This is a genomic window from Pantoea sp. y20, assembly GCF_054903455.1.
In genome coordinates, this window is sequence record NZ_CM142816.1 from 1,110,387 (window position 1) to 1,129,698 (window position 19,312).

General features: G+C 54.7%; 24 protein-coding genes, 1 other RNA gene and 1 other annotated feature. Of the genes, 13 read left to right on the top strand and 12 right to left on the bottom strand.

Annotation, left to right across the window (positions count from 1 at the left end):
* Positions 1 to 209 precede the first annotated feature (209 nt).
* Both glnK and amtB read left to right on the top strand, forming a co-directional pair.
* Positions 210 to 548, top strand: a complete 339-nt coding sequence (glnK, locus tag ACYAC5_RS05035) for a P-II family nitrogen regulator (protein WP_007886947.1) — start codon at positions 210 to 212, stop codon at positions 546 to 548.
* 33 nt (positions 549 to 581) lie between these two features.
* A complete protein-coding gene (gene amtB / locus ACYAC5_RS05040) occupies positions 582 to 1,871 on the top strand; it encodes an ammonium transporter AmtB (protein WP_064740463.1) in 1,290 nt (429 codons plus the stop codon).
* A gap of 71 nt (positions 1,872 to 1,942) precedes the next feature.
* Here the strand turns inward: amtB and tesB are convergent, their stop codons facing one another.
* Positions 1,943 to 2,806, bottom strand: coding sequence for an acyl-CoA thioesterase II (gene tesB, locus ACYAC5_RS05045; protein ID WP_309835682.1), 864 nt, complete (start codon positions 2,804 to 2,806; stop codon positions 1,943 to 1,945).
* 205 nt (positions 2,807 to 3,011) lie between these two features.
* On the opposite strand from tesB, the gene ACYAC5_RS05050 reads away from it, so the two are divergent.
* Positions 3,012 to 3,569: a YbaY family lipoprotein gene (locus ACYAC5_RS05050; RefSeq protein ID WP_110867736.1), complete on the top strand. Its 558-nt coding sequence runs from the start codon at positions 3,012 to 3,014 to the stop codon at positions 3,567 to 3,569.
* Between the two features lie 173 nt (positions 3,570 to 3,742).
* On the opposite strand, the gene ACYAC5_RS05055 is transcribed toward ACYAC5_RS05050, so the two are convergent.
* Entirely contained in the window at positions 3,743 to 4,054 is a 312-nt protein-coding gene (locus ACYAC5_RS05055; RefSeq protein WP_008103902.1) for an MGMT family protein, read from the bottom strand.
* Positions 4,055 to 4,231: 177 nt separating this feature from the next.
* Here ACYAC5_RS05055 and ffs point away from each other — a divergent pair.
* An RNA gene (gene ffs / locus ACYAC5_RS05060) (signal recognition particle sRNA small type) lies at positions 4,232 to 4,328 on the top strand.
* 129 nt (positions 4,329 to 4,457) lie between these two features.
* Here ffs and ACYAC5_RS05065 read toward each other — a convergent pair.
* The 3 genes from ACYAC5_RS05065 to ACYAC5_RS05075 all read right to left on the bottom strand — a co-directional run bounded on the left by ACYAC5_RS05065 (position 4,458) and on the right by ACYAC5_RS05075 (position 5,579).
* Complete coding sequence (locus ACYAC5_RS05065; RefSeq protein ID WP_007886938.1) at positions 4,458 to 4,676, bottom strand: HHA domain-containing protein; 219 nt, start codon at positions 4,674 to 4,676, stop codon at positions 4,458 to 4,460.
* A 24-nt stretch (positions 4,677 to 4,700) separates the two neighbouring features.
* Entirely contained in the window at positions 4,701 to 5,078 is a 378-nt protein-coding gene (gene tomB, locus ACYAC5_RS05070) for an Hha toxicity modulator TomB (protein WP_007886936.1), read from the bottom strand.
* Between the two features lie 147 nt (positions 5,079 to 5,225).
* Positions 5,226 to 5,579: a hypothetical protein gene (locus ACYAC5_RS05075; protein ID WP_101762410.1), complete on the bottom strand. Its 354-nt coding sequence runs from the start codon at positions 5,577 to 5,579 to the stop codon at positions 5,226 to 5,228.
* A 340-nt stretch (positions 5,580 to 5,919) separates the two neighbouring features.
* Here ACYAC5_RS05075 and ACYAC5_RS05080 point away from each other — a divergent pair, with 340 nt between their 5' ends.
* Genes ACYAC5_RS05080 through ACYAC5_RS05090 form a run of 3 tightly spaced genes read left to right on the top strand, consistent with a single transcriptional unit; the run spans position 5,920 to position 8,313 of the window.
* On the top strand, positions 5,920 to 6,576 hold the full coding sequence (locus tag ACYAC5_RS05080; RefSeq protein ID WP_192414043.1) for a metal ABC transporter ATP-binding protein: 657 nt from the start codon (positions 5,920 to 5,922) through the stop codon (positions 6,574 to 6,576).
* Positions 6,573 to 7,412, top strand: a complete 840-nt coding sequence (locus ACYAC5_RS05085; protein WP_101762408.1) for a metal ABC transporter permease — start codon at positions 6,573 to 6,575, stop codon at positions 7,410 to 7,412. The genes ACYAC5_RS05080 and ACYAC5_RS05085 overlap by 4 nt, the downstream gene beginning before the upstream one ends.
* Before the next feature lie 22 nt (positions 7,413 to 7,434).
* On the top strand, positions 7,435 to 8,313 hold the full coding sequence (locus ACYAC5_RS05090; RefSeq protein ID WP_110867733.1) for a metal ABC transporter substrate-binding protein: 879 nt from the start codon (positions 7,435 to 7,437) through the stop codon (positions 8,311 to 8,313).
* Between the two features lie 44 nt (positions 8,314 to 8,357).
* On the opposite strand, the gene ykgO is transcribed toward ACYAC5_RS05090, so the two are convergent.
* From ykgO to ACYAC5_RS05110, 4 genes are all read right to left on the bottom strand, one after another.
* Positions 8,358 to 8,498: a type B 50S ribosomal protein L36 gene (gene ykgO, locus ACYAC5_RS05095; protein WP_192414044.1), complete on the bottom strand. Its 141-nt coding sequence runs from the start codon at positions 8,496 to 8,498 to the stop codon at positions 8,358 to 8,360.
* 15 nt (positions 8,499 to 8,513) lie between these two features.
* Positions 8,514 to 8,771, bottom strand: a complete 258-nt coding sequence (locus ACYAC5_RS05100) for a type B 50S ribosomal protein L31 (RefSeq protein WP_101762406.1) — start codon at positions 8,769 to 8,771, stop codon at positions 8,514 to 8,516.
* Between the two features lie 149 nt (positions 8,772 to 8,920).
* Positions 8,921 to 12,070, bottom strand: coding sequence for a multidrug efflux RND transporter permease subunit AcrB (locus ACYAC5_RS05105; RefSeq protein WP_101762405.1), 3,150 nt, complete (start codon positions 12,068 to 12,070; stop codon positions 8,921 to 8,923).
* 16 nt (positions 12,071 to 12,086) lie between these two features.
* A complete protein-coding gene (locus ACYAC5_RS05110) occupies positions 12,087 to 13,277 on the bottom strand; it encodes an efflux RND transporter periplasmic adaptor subunit (protein ID WP_101762404.1) in 1,191 nt (396 codons plus the stop codon).
* 142 nt (positions 13,278 to 13,419) lie between these two features.
* Between ACYAC5_RS05110 and acrR the strand changes: the two genes are divergently transcribed.
* Positions 13,420 to 14,058, top strand: coding sequence for a multidrug efflux transporter transcriptional repressor AcrR (acrR, locus tag ACYAC5_RS05115; RefSeq protein ID WP_101762403.1), 639 nt, complete (start codon positions 13,420 to 13,422; stop codon positions 14,056 to 14,058).
* Here the strand turns inward: acrR and rsmS are convergent.
* From rsmS to priC, 3 genes are read right to left on the bottom strand one after another with little or no spacing between them, the layout of a single operon-like run.
* Positions 14,045 to 14,203, bottom strand: a complete 159-nt coding sequence (rsmS, locus tag ACYAC5_RS05120; RefSeq protein WP_192414050.1) for a pleiotropic regulatory protein RsmS — start codon at positions 14,201 to 14,203, stop codon at positions 14,045 to 14,047. The genes acrR and rsmS overlap by 14 nt on opposite strands.
* Before the next feature lie 8 nt (positions 14,204 to 14,211).
* Positions 14,212 to 14,457 carry a GlsB/YeaQ/YmgE family stress response membrane protein gene (locus tag ACYAC5_RS05125; protein WP_137385287.1) on the bottom strand — a complete coding sequence of 82 codons (246 nt, stop codon included), beginning with the start codon at positions 14,455 to 14,457 and terminating at the stop codon, positions 14,212 to 14,214.
* A gap of 52 nt (positions 14,458 to 14,509) precedes the next feature.
* A complete protein-coding gene (gene priC / locus ACYAC5_RS05130; protein WP_101762400.1) occupies positions 14,510 to 15,022 on the bottom strand; it encodes a primosomal replication protein PriC in 513 nt (170 codons plus the stop codon).
* Between the two features lie 58 nt (positions 15,023 to 15,080).
* On the opposite strand from priC, the gene ACYAC5_RS05135 reads away from it, so the two are divergent.
* The 5 genes from ACYAC5_RS05135 to recR all read left to right on the top strand — a co-directional run bounded on the left by ACYAC5_RS05135 (position 15,081) and on the right by recR (position 19,281).
* On the top strand, positions 15,081 to 15,464 hold the full coding sequence (locus ACYAC5_RS05135) for a DUF454 family protein (RefSeq protein WP_101762399.1): 384 nt from the start codon (positions 15,081 to 15,083) through the stop codon (positions 15,462 to 15,464).
* Positions 15,465 to 15,613: 149 nt separating this feature from the next.
* The gene (gene apt, locus ACYAC5_RS05140) at positions 15,614 to 16,165 is read left to right on the top strand and encodes an adenine phosphoribosyltransferase (protein WP_101762398.1); all 552 of its coding nucleotides are present in this window, start codon (positions 15,614 to 15,616) and stop codon (positions 16,163 to 16,165) included.
* A gap of 151 nt (positions 16,166 to 16,316) precedes the next feature.
* Positions 16,317 to 18,296, top strand: coding sequence for a DNA polymerase III subunit gamma/tau (dnaX, locus tag ACYAC5_RS05145; protein ID WP_462062518.1), 1,980 nt, complete (start codon positions 16,317 to 16,319; stop codon positions 18,294 to 18,296).
* Positions 17,638 to 17,699: a sequence feature (DnaX frameshifting element), on the top strand. (Overlaps the previous gene by 62 nt.)
* A 50-nt stretch (positions 18,297 to 18,346) precedes the next feature.
* Complete coding sequence (locus tag ACYAC5_RS05150; protein ID WP_008103874.1) at positions 18,347 to 18,676, top strand: YbaB/EbfC family nucleoid-associated protein; 330 nt, start codon at positions 18,347 to 18,349, stop codon at positions 18,674 to 18,676.
* The gene (recR, locus tag ACYAC5_RS05155; RefSeq protein ID WP_008103873.1) at positions 18,676 to 19,281 is read left to right on the top strand and encodes a recombination mediator RecR; all 606 of its coding nucleotides are present in this window, start codon (positions 18,676 to 18,678) and stop codon (positions 19,279 to 19,281) included. Before ACYAC5_RS05150 ends, recR begins: the two co-directional genes overlap by 1 nt.
* Positions 19,282 to 19,312: the final 31 nt, after the last annotated feature.

Here is a 19,312-nt window from a genome sequence, read left to right on the forward strand (position 1 = left end):
TCTTTGAGGCTTGAAGCACCAAAGAAGTGCAATATTGCAACACCTTTCCTCTACCCCCTAAGCAAACTGCGCTGTGCTTCACATAACGAAGCGTGATACAGCGCGCCTATGCTACTGACATTCCCCTTTTTTTATTTATGGCACAGCCTTTGCTTATATCCCTACGTGTCCGCGAAGACTCACTCAATTTCTTATCCGGAGGGGAACGTATGAAGCTGGTTACCGTGGTAATCAAACCATTTAAGCTGGAGGACGTGCGTGAAGCCTTATCCTCTATTGGCATTCAGGGACTGACCGTTACCGAGGTTAAAGGTTTTGGTCGCCAGAAAGGTCACGCAGAGCTTTATCGCGGTGCCGAGTACAGCGTTAACTTCCTGCCAAAAGTAAAAATTGATATCGCTATTGCGGACGACCAACTTGATGAAGTGGTCGATGTCATCAGCAAAGCCGCGTATACCGGCAAAATTGGCGACGGCAAGATTTTCGTCGCAGAACTGCAGCGCGTCATTCGTATTCGTACCGGCGAGACCGACGAAGCAGCACTGTAACTGGGGCTCTGAATTGTGATGGGATGGAAAGAAATGAATAAACTGATAACGAAGTTGGGCCTCACCAGCCTTGCGCTGTTACCTTCTCTGGCGATGGCGGCAGCCCCTGCAGTAGCGGATAAAGCCGATAACGCCTTTATGATGATCTGTACCGCCTTGGTACTGTTTATGTCGATTCCCGGCATTGCGCTGTTCTACGGCGGTTTGATTCGCGGCAAGAACGTGCTGTCGATGCTGACGCAGGTTGCGGTGACCTTCTCACTGGTTTGCGTGCTGTGGGTGATTTACGGCTACTCACTGGCGTTCAGTGAAGGCAACTCCTTCTTCGGTAGCTTCCAGTGGGCGATGCTGAAAAATATTGAGCTGAAAGCGCTGATGGGCAGCTTCTATCAGTACATTCACGTTGCGTTCCAGGCTTCCTTCGCCTGTATCACCGTCGGCCTGATTGTCGGTGCGCTGGCTGAACGTATTCGCTTCTCTGCGGTTCTGATCTTTGTGGTGGTATGGCTGACGCTGGCGTATCTGCCAATCGCACACATGGTGTGGGCGGGTGGCTTGCTGGCGCAAGACGGCGCGCTCGACTTCGCGGGCGGTACCGTGGTTCACATCAACGCCGCGGTTGCTGGCCTGGTGGGTGCTTACCTGGTGGGCAAACGTGCTGGTTTCGGCAAAGAAGCCTTCAAACCACACAACCTGCCGATGGTGTTCCTCGGTACCGCGATTCTGTATGTGGGCTGGTTCGGCTTCAACGCGGGTTCTGCTTCCTCAGCTAACGAAATCGCTGCGCTGGCGTTCCTGAATACCGTGGTGGCTACAGCGGGTGCGGTGCTGTCGTGGGTGTTTGGCGAGTGGGCGGTACGCGGTAAACCTTCTCTGCTCGGTGCTTGCTCTGGCTTCATCGCTGGTCTGGTGGCGATTACCCCAGCTTGTGGTTATGTCGGTGTCGGCGGCGCGCTGATTATCGGTCTGGCGGGTGGTTTAGCCGGTCTGTGGGGCGTAACAACCCTGAAGAAATGGCTGCGCGTTGATGACCCATGTGATGTGTTCGGTGTGCACGGCGTGTGTGGCATCCTCGGTTGTATCCTGACCGGCGTGTTCGCATCCTCTTCACTGGGTGGCGTAGGCTACGCAGAAGGCGTGACCATGGGCCATCAGGTTTGGATTCAGCTGTTCAGCGTAGGTGTGACCATCGTCTGGACTGCGGTTGTGGCCTTCATCGGCTTCAAACTGGCGGATATGATTGTTGGCCTGCGCGTTCCGGAAGATCAGGAACGTGAAGGTCTGGATGTGAACAGCCACGGCGAGAACGCTTACAACCAGTAACAGCCGGGCTGAAGAAGAGCAGTGCGCTAAAATTATAAAAAAACAGAGGGGCGATAATATCGCCCCTTTTTTTATGCGTCGCGTTGACGCATCACGCCCTCTTGCACCGTGGTCGCCACCAGTCGGCCATCCTGCGTATAAAACTCGCCACGCACAAAACCGCGCGCGCCGGAGGCGGAAGTGCTCACTACGCTGTACAGCAGCCATTCAGACAAGTCGAACGGACGATGGAACCACATTGAGTGATCGATGGTTGCAACCTGCATATCGGCTTCGAGGAAGCCTTTACCGTGCGGTTGCAGCGCCACCGGCAGGAAGTTGAGATCCGAGGCATAGCCCAGCAGGTATTGATGGATACGACGATCGGCCGGTAACTCGCCGTTGGCACGAATCCACACCTGACGCAGCGGCTTATCGACGTGGCCTTTCAGCGGGTTATGAATTTGCACCGGACGAATATCCAGCGGACGCTCGGCGAGGAATTTTTCTTTCAGCTTGAGTGGCAGATGCGCGGCCAGCTTCTTCGCCAAATCCTGTTCCGATGGCAGATTATCCGGGCCCGGCACCTGCGGCATTTCATTCTGATGCTCGAAGCCGCTTTCAGGTGCCTGGAACGAAGCCGTCATGTAGAAGATCGGCTGACCATTCTGTACCGCGCTAACGCGGCGTGCGCTGAAGCTTTTGCCGTCACGCAGCGTTTCGACATCATAAATGATGGCTTTTTGGCTATCGCCCGGACGTAGAAAGTAGCTGTGGAAGGAGTGAATGATGCGCTCTTCCGGCACCGTTTGTTTCGCGGCATACAGCGCCTGGCCGACTACCTGGCCACCAAACACCTGGCGCAAGCCCAGATCTTCGCTCTGACCACGAAACAGGCCTTCTTCCAGTTTTTCCAGATTTAATAAATTAAGCAGGTTGTGCAGTGCCTGGCTCATAGCGGATTCCTCAGCGTGACTTATCGCGTCAGTGTGAAAGATCCGACCAGTTTCCGTCAATGATTTTGCCGCGATTTCAGCGGGCTGGCGGAGGGTTTAGGCGCAATGCCGATATTTGTGCCAGAATTAAGGTCATTCGGCGGCTGAAAAGCTAAGCAATAAATTTACCGCCGACAATCATAGTGTTCATAAGGAGACGACATCGATGAAACTCTGGCAAGTTATTAGCGGTATGACCCTGGCTGCGGCGATTACCGGTTGTGCGGACCACAGCAAGCCGGTAGCCACACCTACACTCGGCTCAGCGGTAGCGGGGCAGCAGGCCGCGATTGCGCAGCCTAATGTCAGTGGTTCGGTGTATATCCGCCAGCGCATTGCGCTGCCGCCGGATTCTGTGCTGACCGTTACGCTATCAGATGCATCGCTGGCCGATGCGCCTTCGAAAGTGCTGTCGCAGCGCGTGGTGCGTACGGAAGGGAAACAGTCGCCGTTCCAGTTTGTCTTGCCGTTTAATCCGGCTGACATCCAGCCGAACGCGCGCATTCTGTTGAGTGCGGCGATTTCGATTGATGGCAAGCTGGCATTTATCACCGATACAGTGAAACCGGTGATTAATCAGGGCGGAACAAAAGCCGAACTGCTGTTGGTGCCAGTGACTAACGTCGCGATGCAAACCCAGCCGGGAGCAGCAACAACAGTGCCTTCGACTTCACCTACGCAGGTGACGCCATCTGCTTCGGTGCCGGCACCGACAAGTCTGTAATTTCGATTGATGGGACGGGAGAGCGCCGGAAGGCATCGTTGTTCCGTAAAGTCGCTGTCTCGTCCCTGAACGCTCGGCACACGCCATCAATGCCGTGTGACGCTTTACTCCACGACGATGCCTTCCAGCGTACGACGGGTTGGCTGCGGGCTTGTGCGCGACATATCGCACCGCTAAATTTCCCACCGATATTTCTCTAACTCGATCTCCCCAGCGTCGCTCACTTCAATCCCTTCCGCTTCCAGCGCATCGCGCTGACGAAACAAGTCGTCACCCTGCAGTGAAATGCGGCCATGGCGATTGATAACGCGAAACCAGGGTAATTTACTGCCTTCCGGCAAACGGCGTAATACGCCACCCACCTGGCGTGCCGCGCGCGGCGAACCCGCTAATTGCGCAACATCCCCGTAAGTAGTGACCTTTCCTGGCGGAATGGCCGCGATGATCTGCCAGACGCGCTCAGAGAAATTGTTTTGGTCGCTCATATGCGCACCTATTTTTATCTGGAAAGGGCAAACTTTAGCATGCAGAAGGGTAGACATCAGCGCATTGCTGTGTGCTTGCGCAAGAAACCAACGGTTGTCGGGCCTGCGCTTGCAATTGCCGGGGGCATACTTGATAATGCCTGCGCTCTCGAAATGAGGGCTTGTCAATGGGGGCCCTGTTGGTTCTCCCGCAATGCTAACTTGTGAACTCGGTCAGATCCGGAAGGAAGCAGCCGCAGCAGGCGACGCGTGTGCCGGGATGTAGCTGGCAGGGCCCCCACCAATTTGTACCCGCCTCATACTCCACAGAATTTTACGCACAGAAAAATCTGGCAATCCTTTGCCGGTGATTCAATCCTTGATCAAAACGATGATGGTGCAGATCGGCTGTTAGGGGAAAAACTTAGCGGACGAACTTCCAGACAGAAACCGGTACTTTATCGTAAAGCTTATTCATGGTCAGTTCAGCCAGACGATGATCGGCTGCCGAATAGAATACCGCGAGTTCATTATCAGGTAATTCATACTTGTTTTTTTCGATAACCCGTTCGAGGGTATCGATTGAGCGACAGCGGCGCAGTCGCATCAAATAATCTGTTTTAGTTAAGGCTTGGTTGCTCATAAATAAACCGGTCTCAGTCTGGTGCTAAAAGGAATGGCTAGGTTGTTGGAGATAAGCGCACTCTTCGGCAAACAGATTAAATAAGCGTTTTGCTGAACGCTGCCACCGTTGTAGATCCTGAGTATTGATTCCATAGCTGCTGAACAGCATAAAGGTATCGTCAAGATATTCATCGATTTGCGTAATCAGGGCTTCATCTTCAACGTGCTTAATTTTGTAATTCATCGTGAAAGAAGCGATATGCTCAATCAAATCGTTGAGCTGTAAATTGCTTTCCGAAGTAGGATCATTAACCCAACCATGATGGCTGTCGGTCAATGTCGCCATACTTTCGTCGAACAGGTTCTCACACAGGTATTTAAGCTGGGCAATATCATGCCGTTTCGGTGAGTATTCGTCCATCTTTTTCCCCTCCATAGCTAGCACAGTTACCGCAGCGCGGCGAGATTAAGAAAAGCTACCAGGAAGCGATATCGAATAAAATTGAATTCAGCGACTCCTTAAATGTAATCCACAATCATTAGCTTTGCTCACCTCAATTACCAAATATTACAATTCATCGGCGGGAGAGGGGCGCTCATTGTCAATCACGTCAAACACCAGCGCGCCGGGCTTTACCTGAAACAACACTTCTTCACGACGCGTAAACGTTTCATTTAAATCCAGGCAAGGATTAAATAAATTCCAGCTGAAATCGTAAAGCATTTTAAATCGATTATTGTCGGTTGGTTGAATAGAAATAATCTGGAAGCTATCGGGAACTAATTGCGCGTTTTGAGAATACCACTGTAAATCACCGGCTAATGCCTCGGCTATTTTGAGAATATTCCCCTGGATAATTCTAACCAACTTTTCGCAATCGTCCTCATCCACAGCAATATCACAATGAATAATAGACGGCATTTTGTATCCAGTAAAAGAATGATGTTTCTATCATTGAGCTTATTGAGTGACATTGCAAGTCGCTAATAAACAGAAAGAGTAATCGTTGTGATGGGTTTCATAACACAATCATGGCGAAACGGCGAATTAGCGCGGCTATCTTTATGATCGATCAACTTTTGAAACACTTTTGCCTGGGCGCAATTGAGGATGAGTCGGGTATGATAATTGTTATGTTATAACATTATTGGTTGTTGAGTATGAATCACAGCGGTTTACTTCTTTCCCTTGGCGGCCGTTTGCTGGTTGCGCTGATGCTGATTGCCTTGCTAGCGCTGGCCTTAGATTGGGGCATGCAGAAATGATACATTTCAAACGCTTACAAGCCGGTTATCAAGGCCGTGCGGTGACGCCGGTCGTTAACGGTGAGCTGGCAACGGGCAGCATGACGGCGCTGATTGGCGCTAACGGCACCGGCAAATCGACATTACTAAAAACCATTGCCGGCTTACTACCGCCAATTTCCGGCAACTGCGAATTGCACATCCCACGCAAAGCCCTGGGCTGGTTACCGCAACGCAGTGAACTTGAAACCCGCTTTCCTCTTACTGCCTATGAACTGGTGGCGATGGGCTGCTGGCCACGCTGCGGCTGGTTTGGTGGTATCAATCGCGCCTTGCGCCTGGAAATCGATGCCGCGCTGGATGCGGTACAAATGCGTGAGTTCGCCGATGCGCAACCATCGACGTTATCTGGCGGGCAACTGCAGCGCGTGCTGTTCGCGCGCTTAATGCTGCAGCGCAGCCAGCTGTGGCTGCTGGATGAACCCTTCAACGGCATTGATAGCCAAACCGTCACCTTGCTAATGTCGATCCTCGAACAGCAGCAGCAGGCGGGCACCACGTTATTAGTCGTGCTACACGATCGTCCGCTGGTGGCGCGCTATTTTCAGGATGTGCTATCGCTCGATGACGCTGATGCCGCACAAACGCCAACGTTGCATAGGGTGGCGTCGTGACATTACTCCAACCCTTTATCGAATTTGGTTTTATGCGCCGTGCGCTGGTGGCCTGCGTTGCATTAGCGATCAGCGCCACGCCGCTGGGCGTTTTCCTTTCCCTGCGCCGCATGAGTCTGGTCGGCGATGCCTTATCACATGCTGTGTTACCCGGCGCGGCGATTGGTTATCTGGTATCGGGATTATCGCTGGTGGCGATGGGTATCGGCGGCCTGATTGCCGGGTTGGCGGTGGCGCTGCTCTCGGGAGCGGTCAGCCGTTATACGCATCTCAAAGAGGATGCCAGTTTTTCCGGCTTTTACCTCGGCTCTCTCGCACTCGGCGTCACACTGGTGTCGCTGCGCGGCTCCAGCGTCGATCTGCTGCACGTGTTATTTGGATCGCTGCTGGCGGTGGATAACGCGGCGATTCTGCTGGTTGGCGGCATTGCGGCTACGACCTTGCTGCTGCTGGCGGTGATCTTCCGTCCGCTGGTGATCGATGCCTTCGATCCCGATTTCCTGCGCGCTCAGGGCAAATGGAGCGCACCGCTGGTGCACGGTCTGTTTCTGATGCTGGTGGTGCTCAATCTGGTGGCGGGCTTTCAGGTGCTGGGCACGCTGATGTCGGTGGGATTGATGATGTTGCCGGCCACCAGCGCACGCTTCTGGAGCCGCCATCTGGCTTACATGCTCGGCATCGCCATGCTGCTGGCGATCGTCTCAGCATTTATCGGCCTGATTCTTTCGTGGCATTTCTCGCTGCCGGCTGGACCGGCGGTGGTGCTCAGTGCTGCGGTGCTGTTTCTGCTTTCTGTTTTGACAGGACCATGTGGCGGCCTGTTGCGCCGTCGATAACCAAACCAATAAGGGGATAGGAATGAAAAAGTTACCGCTGAGTCTGGCGATTGGCGCCATGCTGGCAAGCCCGCTGTCGCTGGCGAAAAGCGTTGATGTTGTGGCGAGCTTTACCGTGCTGGCGGATATCGTTAAACAGGTTGGTGGCGATCACGTTAACGTGAAATCGCTGGTCGGGCCGAATGGCGATCCGCACACCTTCGAACCGACGCCGCAGGATAGCCAGGCGCTGTCGAAGGCGGATGTGGTATTCGTGAGCGGTTTGGGCATGGAAGGCTGGATGGATCGCCTGATCAGCGCGTCAGGCTATAAAGGCACCATCGTAGTGGCATCGAACGGTGTCAACACGCGCAAGATGGAAGAGGACGGTAAAAGCGTCACCGATCCGCACGCGTGGAACAGCATGCAAAACGGTGTGATCTACGCCACTAATGTGATGAATGCGCTGATCAAAGCCGATCCAGAAGATGCGGCGGATATTCGTAAAAGCGGTGAAAGTTACATTCAGCAGCTGCAGAAGCTGGATAGCTGGGCGAAAAATGCCTTTGCAGAAGTGCCGAAGAGCAAGCGTAAAGTGCTGACCAGCCATGATGCCTTTGGCTACTTTGGCCAACGTTATGGCGTCAGTTTCCTGGCGCCGGTGGGCTTCTCTACCGAAGCGGAAGCCAGCGCCAGCGACGTGGCCTCGATCATCCAACAACTGAAGGCCGAGCACATCAAAACCTACTTTATGGAGAATCAAACCGATCCTCGACTGGTAAAACAGATTGCCAGCGAAACCGGCGCGCAGCCGGGCGGGGAACTTTATCCTGAGGCGCTGTCGGAAGCGAATGGCCCAGCAGCGACCTATGTCGCCGCGTTCAAACACAATGTTGACGCCATTTTGCATAGCATGAAGTAAAAAAAAGGCCGGGGAGCATCCCGGCCAACTATCACGACACTTTCCTACCTTTTTTTCTTTCTTCCCTGAACCGCCTTAAAGCGCGGGTTAGTTTTGCAAATCACATAGATGCGACCTTTACGACGCACGACTTTGCAATCCTTATGGCGCGTCTTTGCAGCGCGCAATGAACTCAATACCTGCATCTGTTCTCTCCAGCGTTACTTGTTGCGCGACAGGAAGCTGCCGAAACGCTGGTTGAAGCGCGCGGTGCTGCCTTCTTTAGCAAAGTCTTTCTGCTTACCGGTGTAGAACACGTGAGATTTTGACGAGACATCCAGCGTGACATACGGCAGCACTTCACCTTCATACTCAATGGTGCGCTCGGTTTTGATGGTGGAGCCGACTTTAAAGTATTCGTTGGCCGAGGTGTCGTGGAACACCACTGGGCGATAAAGAGGATGGATATTCGGTTTCATAGTAACCTCGCTATGTAATGTTATACTATAACAATAGTATGAGCCCGAACATGGCTGATTGCAACCGTGAAAAACGCAGGGATTTTGGCGGGGCAGGGGAACAGCAATAAAAAAGGCCGCATCAGCGGCCTTTTAGGGAAGAGTAAAACTTAGTGTTTGTGCTCAACCGGATGACCGTGTTCCAGGTCACCTTTGTTCTTACTGAAGCGGCGACGTACCACCACGAAGAACACCGGAACGAAGAAGATAGCCAGCGCGGTCGCTGTTACCATCCCGCCCATTACGCCGGTACCTACCGCATTTTGTGCGCCAGAACCCGCACCGGTGCTGATCGCCAGCGGCATTACGCCGAGGATAAAGGCGAGTGAGGTCATCAGAATCGGACGCAGACGCATACGGGATGCTTCCAGCGTGGATTCCACCAACCCTTTACCTTCCTTCTCCATCAAATCCTTGGCGAATTCGACAATCAGGATGGCGTTCTTCGCCGACAATCCTATGGTAGTCAACAAGCCCACCACAAAGTAGACGTCGTTACTTAAGCCGCGCAGCGTGGTGAAGATCAGTGCGCCGACAACACCCAGCGGTACCACCAACATGACCGAGAACGGAATCGACCAGCTCTCATACAGCGCGGCCAGACACAGGAACACCACAATCAGTGAGATAGCATACAGCGCCGGAGCCTGGTTACCTGACAAGCGTTCCTGATAGGACATGCCGGTCCAGTCGTAACCAATACCCGCCGGCAGTTTTCCTGCCAACTCTTCCATCAGGTTCATGGCATCACCGGAGCTCTTGCCTGGCGCAGCCTGGCCCAGAATCTCCATCGATGGCAAGCCGTTGTAACGTTCCAGACGCGGTGAACCGTACTGCCACTTCGCCGAAGAGAAGGCGGAGAACGGTACCATGGTGCCGCCGCTGTTGCGCACGTACCATTTACTGATATCGTCCGGCAACATACGTGAATCGGCCTTGCCCATAACGTACACCTTCTTCACGCGACCGCGGTCGATGAAGTCGTTGACGTAAGAACCGCCCCATGCTGAAGCCAGCGTGGTATTGATGTCGGACAGCGACACACCCAGCGCCTGCGCTTTCTCCTGATCGATGATCAGTTTGTACTGCGGCGTATCTTCCATGCCGTTTGGACGCACACCCACCAGCGTATCCGAATGCTGGGCGATCATGCCAAACAGCTGGTTACGCGCGGCGGTCAGCTTCTCGTGACCCAGGTTGCCCTGATCGGTCAGCATGAAGTCGAAGCCGGTGGCGTTACCCAGTTCGATAATCGCTGGCAGGTTGAACGGGAACACCATCGCATCTTTGATTTGACCGAGCGCCTGCATGGCACGACCGGCAATCGCAGGCACTTTCAGGTTGGCATCGCCACGCTCATCCCACGGCTTGAGGCTGACGAACGCAATACCGGTGTTCTGTCCACGACCGGCGAAGCCGAAGCCGTTAACGGTAAACACGGAGTTAACGCTGTCTTTCTCTTTGGTCAGGAAGTAATCCGTCACCTGATCCAATACTTTCTGGGTACGTTCCTGGGTAGCACCGGCTGGCAATTGCGCCTGCGCCAGTAACAAACCCTGATCCTCTTCCGGCAGGAATGAGGTAGGCAGTTTCAGGAACAGGTACGCCATGCCGACCACGATCACCAGATAAATAAGCAGGTAACGGCCGGTGCTGCGAATGATATGACCAACACTGTCAACGTAGTGGTTGGTGCTCTTATCAAACAGGCGGTTAAACCAGCCGAAGAAACCGGTGGTTTTGCCGTGAGCGCCTTTCTCCACCGGCTTCAGCATGGTGGCACAAAGCGCAGGCGTCAGGATCAACGCCACCAGCACCGACAGCGCCATCGCCGAAACAATGGTGATGGAGAACTGGCGATAAATGACGCCGGTTGAACCACCGAAGAACGCCATTGGAATAAATACCGCTGACAGCACCAAGGCAATACCGACCAATGCGCCCTGAATCTGCTCCATCGAACGTTTGGTCGCTTCTTTCGGCGGTAAGCCTTCTTCCGCCATTACACGTTCGACGTTCTCTACCACCACGATGGCGTCGTCCACCAGCAGGCCGATGGCGAGCACCATCCCGAACATCGTCAGGGTGTTTATCGAGTAGCCAAAGGCACTGATGATCGCAAAGGTTCCGAGCAACACAACAGGAACGGCGATGGTTGGAATCAGCGTCGCACGGAAGTTTTGCAGGAACAGATACATCACCAGGAACACCAGCACGATTGCTTCGAACAGCGTTTTCACCACTTCGAAAATCGAAATTTTCACGAACGGTGTGGTGTCGTACGGATAAACCGTTTTCATGCCTGCCGGGAAGAACGGCTCCAGTTTCGCCAGTTCAGCTTTCACCGCATCGGCGGTGTCCAGTGCATTAGCGCCGGTGGCCAGTTTGATACCGATACCGGAAGCCGGTTTGCCGTTATAACGCGCGATGATCTCGTAGTTTTCACCACCGAGTTCAATCTTCGCCACGTCACGCAGACGTACCTGCGAACCATCCTGATTCACCTTCAGCAGAATATTGCCGAACTCATCTGTCGATGTCAGACGGGTTTGCGCAATGATCGAGGCATTCAGCTGTTGGCCCGGTACAGGTGGCGTACCGCCCAACTGACCCGCGGCGATCTGGGTGTTCTGGACTTTCAGCGCGTTGATCACATCCACTGGTGTCAGTGAATAGTTGTTCAGCTTGTGTGGGTCCAGCCAGATGCGCATCGCATACTGCGCACCAAACACCTGAGTATCACCGACACCCGGCATACGGCTGACCGGATCTTTGATGTTTGAAGCAACATAGTCAGAAATATCATTCTGCGTCATGGTGCCGTCATCACTGACAAAACCCGCTACCATCAGGAAGCTGCTAGAGGATTTCTTAACCTGAATACCCTGTTGCTGTACTTCCTGTGGCAGTAACGGCGTGGCCAGCTGCAGTTTGTTCTGCACCTGAACCTGCGCGATATCGGCATCAGTACCGGATTGGAAGGTCAGCGTCAGCGTCAATGTACCCGACGAGTCACTGCTCGAGGACATATACATCAGTCCATCGATACCGTTCATGTTTTGCTCGATGACCTGCGTCACCGAATCTTGCAGCGTTTTCGCATCAGCACCCGGATAGGTGGCCTGGATTTCAACCGCCGGCGGTGCAACATTGGGATATTGCTCAATCGGCAGGCTGATAATCGATAGCACACCAGCCAACATGATGATGATGGCGAGCACCCACGCAAAAATGGGGCGATCAATAAAGAACTTAGCCATGTATCAGTGGCTCCTGTTATGACGATGATTTAGCAGACGGTGATTCTGGTGCAGCTTTGGCATCATCGGAGACTTCTTTTGGCGTCACCTGCGCACCCGGTTTGGCACGCTGGATACCGGTGGTGATCACCCGATCGCCTTCTTTTAGACCTTCCGTCACCAGCCATTTGTCGCCAAATGCCTGATTAGCGGTGATGTTACGCGATTCCACTTTATTATCTGCGCCAACCACCATTGCGGTTGCCTGACCGGTTGGGGTGCGTGTTACGCCCTGTTGCGGCACCAGCAGTGCGGTGGGATTGGTGCCCTCATCCAGACGCGCACGAACAAACATGCCTGGCAGCAGGCGATTGTCCGGGTTCGGGAAGATGGCGCGCAGCGTGATCGAGCCGGTGGTTTCATCCACGCTCACATCAGAGAATTCCAATGTGCCTGTCTGCGGGTATGCGTTACCGTTTTGCATCAGCAGGGTGACGTTGGCCTTACCGTCGTTCTGTTTCAGCTGACCGGATTCCAGCTCTGCGCGCAGACGCAGGAAATCATCACTGGATTGGGTCACATCGACATACATAGGATCGAGCTGTTGCACGGTCGCCAGGGCAGTGGTTTGCCCGTTGGAAACCAGCGCACCTTCGGTTACCGACGATTTACCAATACGACCGCTGATGGGTGACGTCACTTTGGTATACGCCAGATTGATGCGCGCAGTTTCGACGTTGGCACGCGCAGCCTGGGCGGCTGCAGCAGTCTGGGCTGCGGTGCCTGCGGCGGTGTCATAGTCCTGCTGACTGATGTACTTGGTACCCAGCAGCGGCTTATAGCGAGTAATGGTTAACTGCGCAACACGCGCATTGGCTTCAGCCTGGGCGAGATCCGCTTTAGCGCTGTCGTAGGCCGCCTGATAGGTGGCGGGATCAATCTGATACAGCGACTGACCGGCTTTTACATCACTACCTTCAACAAAATTACGCTTGAGGATAATTCCTGACACCTGAGGGCGAACTTCCGCAACGCGGAAAGCCGAGGTACGGCCCGGCAGCTCGGTGGTAATTTTCAAGGGTTCGTTTTTTAACGTTACAACACCCACTTCTGGGGGCTGCTGCTGGGCGGCTTGCTGGGATTTATTATCATCACATCCTGTTAACACAAAGCTGCCTGATAGCATCAGGACGGCCGCCAGAGGCGCTAATCCTCTGTTTTTATTCATAAATAAACCTCTAGTGTCCGATATCAAATGATCAATGGATCACAAACCGATAAACCCATTGCTGCGTTAAAACACGGGTCATGCTATGGTACATACATTCACAAATGTATGTAAACTTACAAGTTTGTAAAAAAAGCCCAGCATGGCACGAAAAACCAAAGCGCAAGCTCTTGAAACACGGCATCAAATTCTTGACGCCGCATTAGCACACTTTTCCGAACATGGTGTGGCCGCCACGTCTCTGGCGGATATCGCAACAGCGGCCGGCGTCACGCGCGGGGCTATCTACTGGCATTTCAAAAATAAAGCCGATCTCTTACAGGAAATCTGGCTGCGTTGTGACGCTGGGCTGGACGATGTGGAACTTGAGTATCAGACAAAATACCCGGGCGATCCACTTTCTGTTGTTCGTTCTATGTTGATCTATATCCTTGACGCCACAGCAAAGGATCCGCAAAGACGCGCATTAATGGAGATTATCTTTCACAAATGTGAGTTTGTTGGCGAAATGTCGACGTTACAGGATATGCAGCAGAGCTTACTGCAAGCGTGTTACGATCGAATTGAAACTGTACTACGTCTTTGTATTGATGCCAGCCAATTGCCTGAGAACCTGAATACGCGTCAGGCGGCGCTACTGATGCGCGGCTATATTAATGGCATGATGGAAAGCTGGCTGTTCAACCCGCAAAGTTTTGATTTGGCAGCCGATGCGCCTCAGCTGGTGGATGCGTTTCTTGATATGTTGCGCCTGAGTCCAACGCTGCTTAGTCGGCCTTGATTTCCGCCGCTTGTTTCTGCTCATAATCCCGCTGAACAATCGCCAACGCGGCCAGCACGGTGGCGGTAGGGACATTATTCTCTTCAAGCAGTTGAATCAGATCGACGGCAAGTTTGATTTCGTCGGGTGCGCTGTCCAGTGACATTTTTTCTCCTAAATACGTAATTTCGCCGCGACCAGCAGCATTAACAGTGCGCCCAGCAGTGCGCTGGCGAAACCGGCTGGATGCAGGACGGCCAGATCGCCGGTGGTGAAGTAGGTGGCGATATAGCCGCCAATCAGCGCGCCAATCACCGCCAGTACCAACGTCGGCACAAATCCTCCCGGACGACCGGGAAAAATCACCCGTTTGAGCCAGCCTGCCGCTAAACCGATCACAATCCATAATACCAGCGTCATGATTTTACTCCTTTTTCTCACCGCAATGAGTATAGAGGAAAAAGCGCCGCGTTCAGCGCGGCATAGGCGGCAACTCCAGTTTGTAGATAGCGGCGCGGCAGCGTGCCAAACGTTCTTGCAGCTGATCGACTTCACGAATTAACTGCTGCTGAACGCTCAGCGTTTCAGCGCGCGCCAGATGCTGCTCGCGCTGAGCAATCATCGCCAGTAAGCGTTTTTCGTAGCCTTGATACTCTTCACGCTTGGCCTGGCGTGCATCGACACGTGGCCGCTCGCGCTTGACGCGCAACTGCTGACTCTGGCATTCGCGCTGTAATGCGGCAATTTGATCCAGCACTTTCTCTGCCAGCCATTGACGGCGCGCCACATCAGTGTCAGCAGCGGTTAACTGCGTCACATTGCCTTCCAGCTCGCGCAGATAATCCGCCAGACGCGTGCCGCTGGTGCGAAACAGGTGAGAATCAAAACGGGGCTGACGACAGGCACCATCCGGCTGCTGCGCAATCTGCTGGCGCAGTAACTCTAACATGGCATGGAGACGTTGCTGGGCGGGCGGTTGGGGCATCACTCTGTTTCCGACTGTGTTAACGTAACGCTGTTTTTGACTTATTCAGGCATCAGGCATGCAGCGCATTTTACTACTGAGCCTTGGCTGGCTGGCGATTGTGCTAGGTACGCTGGGCATTGTATTACCTTTATTACCGACGACGCCATTTGTGTTGCTGGCGGCCTGGTGTTTTGCCCGCTCGTCGCCGCGTTTCCATCATTGGTTGCTGTGGAAGTCGCCGTTTGGTCGCTTTATTCGCCACTGGCAGCAGCATCGTGCCATGCCGCCCGGCGCCAAAGGGCGCGCCATGTTGCTGATTGTGATTACCTTTTCGGTGTCCCTTTATTTAGTAAACCTGCTGTGGGTGCGCATCCTGTTAGGCGCGATGCTGTGCCTGCTGCTGCTTTTTATGTGGCGCATTCCGGTTGTAACCGAGGATGCCAACCCGCCACAACAGTAGCGTGAGGGTTGCATTTAGCCGGGTATTTGCATAGATTTGGGCATCTTCGTGCGTGGCTTCCCTTATAAACGACTTCGCTTAACCCGGTTTCCGGGGTTTGGCGCTAGAGAAGCTGCGCGTATTAGATATTTTCTCCAGGCGTAACATTTATGACCGCAACTGCGCAGCAGCTTGAACTCATCAAAAACAGCATTAAAAGCATTCCTGACTATCCGAAGCCGGGCATTCTGTTCCGTGACGTGACCAGTCTGATGGAAGATCCGCAGGCGTATGCCGCGTCGATCGCCATTCTGGTGGAGCGTTATCGTAACAAAGGCATCACCAAGGTGGTGGGAACGGAAGCGCGTGGCTTCCTGTTTGGCGCACCGGTGGCGCTGGGTTTGGGCGTGGGTTTTGTGCCGGTGCGTAAGCCGGGCAAACTGCCGCGTGACACCTTCAGCGAAAGCTACGAGCTGGAGTACGGCACCGATGCGCTGGAACTGCACAAAGATGCCATTAAACCAGGCGATGTGGTGCTGGTGGTGGACGATCTGCTGGCGACTGGCGGCACGCTGGAAGCAACGGTGAAGCTGATCCGCCGCGCCGGTGGAGAAGTGAAAGACGCCGCATTCGTGATTAATCTGTTTGACCTGACCGGTGAAGCCCGCCTGACTGCCATGGGCGTCGAGTGCTTCAGCCTGGTGAATTTCCCCGGCCACTAAGGCCTGCGCGCTCCGCTGCACGGCGGGGCGCCACCTCTGCAAAGTTAGTGGTTGCTGATCCGCTGGTGGCTGTTAAACTACTGCCAAAATAAACAGGGTTTGCGAAGCTGCATTTTCTCCCTTCTCCCTAAATTCCAGTGATTGAATCCACATGAGCTATCAGGTACTTGCGCGAAAATGGCGTCCCCAGGCCTTCGCTGACGTAGTCGGTCAGGAACATGTGCTGACTGCGCTGGCCAACGGGTTGTCACTGGGACGAATCCATCATGCTTATCTCTTTTCTGGCACACGCGGCGTCGGGAAAACCTCGATCGCCCGTCTGCTGGCGAAGGGGCTTAACTGTGAAACCGGCATCACGTCAACGCCGTGCGGGCAATGCGATAACTGCCGCGAAATCGAGCAGGGCCGTTTTGTCGATCTGATTGAGATCGATGCCGCGTCACGCACCAAAGTTGAAGATACGCGCGATCTGCTCGATAACGTGCAGTACGCGCCGGCACGCGGCCGCTTCAAGGTCTATCTGATCGATGAAGTGCACATGCTGTCGCGCCACAGCTTCAACGCGCTGCTGAAAACGCTGGAAGAGCCGCCATCGCACGTGAAATTCCTGCTGGCGACCACCGATCCGCAGAAGCTGCCGGTGACGATTTTGTCCCGCTGCCTGCAATTCCATCTCAAAGCGCTGGACGTGGAGCAAATCCAGCAGCAGCTGGTGCATGTGTTGCAGCAGGAGCAGATTGCTGCCGAACCGCGTGCGCTGCATCTGCTGGCACGCGCCGCTGACGGCAGCATGCGCGATGCGCTGAGCCTGACCGACCAGGCGATTGCCATGGGGCAGGGCAGCGTAACGCGTGACACCGTGGCACAAATGCTCGGCACGCTCGACGATGAACAGCCGCTGGCGCTGATTGAAGCGCTGGTGGATGGCCAGGGCGAACAGGTGATGGCGCTGCTGAATCAGGCCGCGTCGCGTGGGGTTGAGTGGGAAGCGCTGCTGGTCGAGATGCTGCGTTTACTGCACCGCATTGCGATGGTGCAGCTGCTGCCAGGCTCGCTCAGCGAGGACGATCTCAGCCAGGCCGATCGCCTGCGCGAGTTAGCCCGCGTGTTGCCACCGGCTGACGTGCAGCTCTATTACCAAACGTTGTTGATGGGACGTAAAGATCTGCCGCTGGCACCGGATCGGCGCTTAGGCGTAGAGATGACGCTGCTGCGGGCGCTGGCGTTCCATCCGCAGGCAACGATTGCGGAGCCGGTGGCGCGTCCCACCTTGACGCCACAAGCTGCTCCGCAGGTTGCTGCGCCACAAGCCGCAGCGAAAGCCGCGCCCGCACCGGCTGCGCAGCCGCAGATGGCACCGCCGAACCCTGACGCGCCGCCGGTGTCGGATGATTATCCAGACATGCAGCCCGCGCCCGATCCGTTACCTGACTCCACCAGCCAGTTGTTACAGGCGCGAACGCAGTTGCTGCGTCAGGGAGCCGGCAAAGCAAAAAAGAGTGAGCCGGCAGCGCGTTCCGCGCGGCCGGCGAATCCGGCGCTGGAACGTCTCGCTAGCGTCACTGAACGTGTGCAACAACGTGCGTCTGAACCCACGGTAAAAGCCCCGGCCAAACCGGAAGCCTATCGCTGGAAAACGCAGCTGCCGGTGGAGGTTAAAGCGGAGCCGGTGGCGACGCCAAAAGCCTTGCGTTCGGCACTGGAGCATGAGAAAACCCCTGAGCTGGCGCTGCGTCTGGCGGAAGAAGCCCAGCAGCGCGATGCGTGGGCTGCTGAAATCGCCGCGCTGACGCTGCCAAAACTGGTGCAGCAAGTGGCGCTCAATGCGTGGAAAGAGGTGGGCGAAGCCGGTGTTACGCTGCATCTGCGCAGCAGTCAGCGCCATCTGAATTCAGCTTCTGCCAGGCAGGCGCTGGCGGAAGCGCTAAGTCAGTCTGCCGGTCAGCCGGTTGAATTGACGATTATTGAAGACGATAATCCTACGGTATTGACGCCACTGGAGTGGCGCCAGGCCATTTATGAAGAGAAGCTGTCGCAGGCGCGACAGTCGATCGAAAGCGATACCCATATTCAGACATTGCGTCGATTCTTCGATGCCGATTTGGATGAAGAGAGTATTCGACCGGTGTGAACATGCTGCCGCGCGTCAACTGCGCGCAGCCCCAGCAGAGAGAGAAAACTATGTTTGGTAAAGGCGGATTGGGCAACCTGATGAAACAGGCCCAGCAGATGCAAGACAAAATGGCCAAAGTGCAGGAAGAGATCGCCGCGATCGAAGTGACCGGTGAATCAGGCGCTGGCTTGGTTAAAGTAACCATCAACGGTGCGCACAACTGCCGTCGTGTCGAAGTCGATCCTAGCTTGCTGGAAGATGACAAAGACATGCTGGAAGATCTGATTGCCGCGGCCTTCAACGATGCGGCACGCCGTATTGACGAAACGCAGAAAGAGAAGATGGCTGCGGTCTCTTCAGGTATGCAGCTGCCGCCTGGCTTCAAGATGCCGTTCTGATGCAAACCAGTCCACTGCTTGAATCTTTGATGGAGTCGTTGCGCTGCCTGCCGGGCGTTGGCCCGAAGTCGGCGCAGCGTATGGCTTTTCAGCTATTGCAGCGCGATCGTAGCGGTGGCATGCGTCTGGCGCAGGCATTGACCCGCGCCATGTCGGAAATCGGTCACTGCGCCGATTGCCGTACCTTCACCGAACAGGAAATCTGCACCATCTGCGCGAATCCGCGTCGTCAGCAAAACGGCCAGATTTGTGTGGTGGAGAGCCCGGCAGATATCCACGCCATTGAGCAGACCGGCCAGTTTGGCGGCCGCTACTTTGTGCTGATGGGGCACTTGTCACCGCTGGATGGCATTGGGCCACAGGATATCGGCCTGGATCGGCTGGAGCAGCGTCTCGAGCGCGAAACCTTAACCGAAGTGATCCTCGCCACCAATCCCACGGTGGAAGGGGAAGCCACGGCCAACTACATCGCCGAGTTGTGCGGACAATATGGCGTTGATGCCAGCCGCATTGCACACGGTGTGCCGGTCGGTGGTGAGCTGGAAATGGTCGATGGCACCACGCTGTCGCACTCGCTCGCCGGACGCCACAAGATTAATTTCTAATCACTTGCCGATGTCTTCACAGACATCGGCT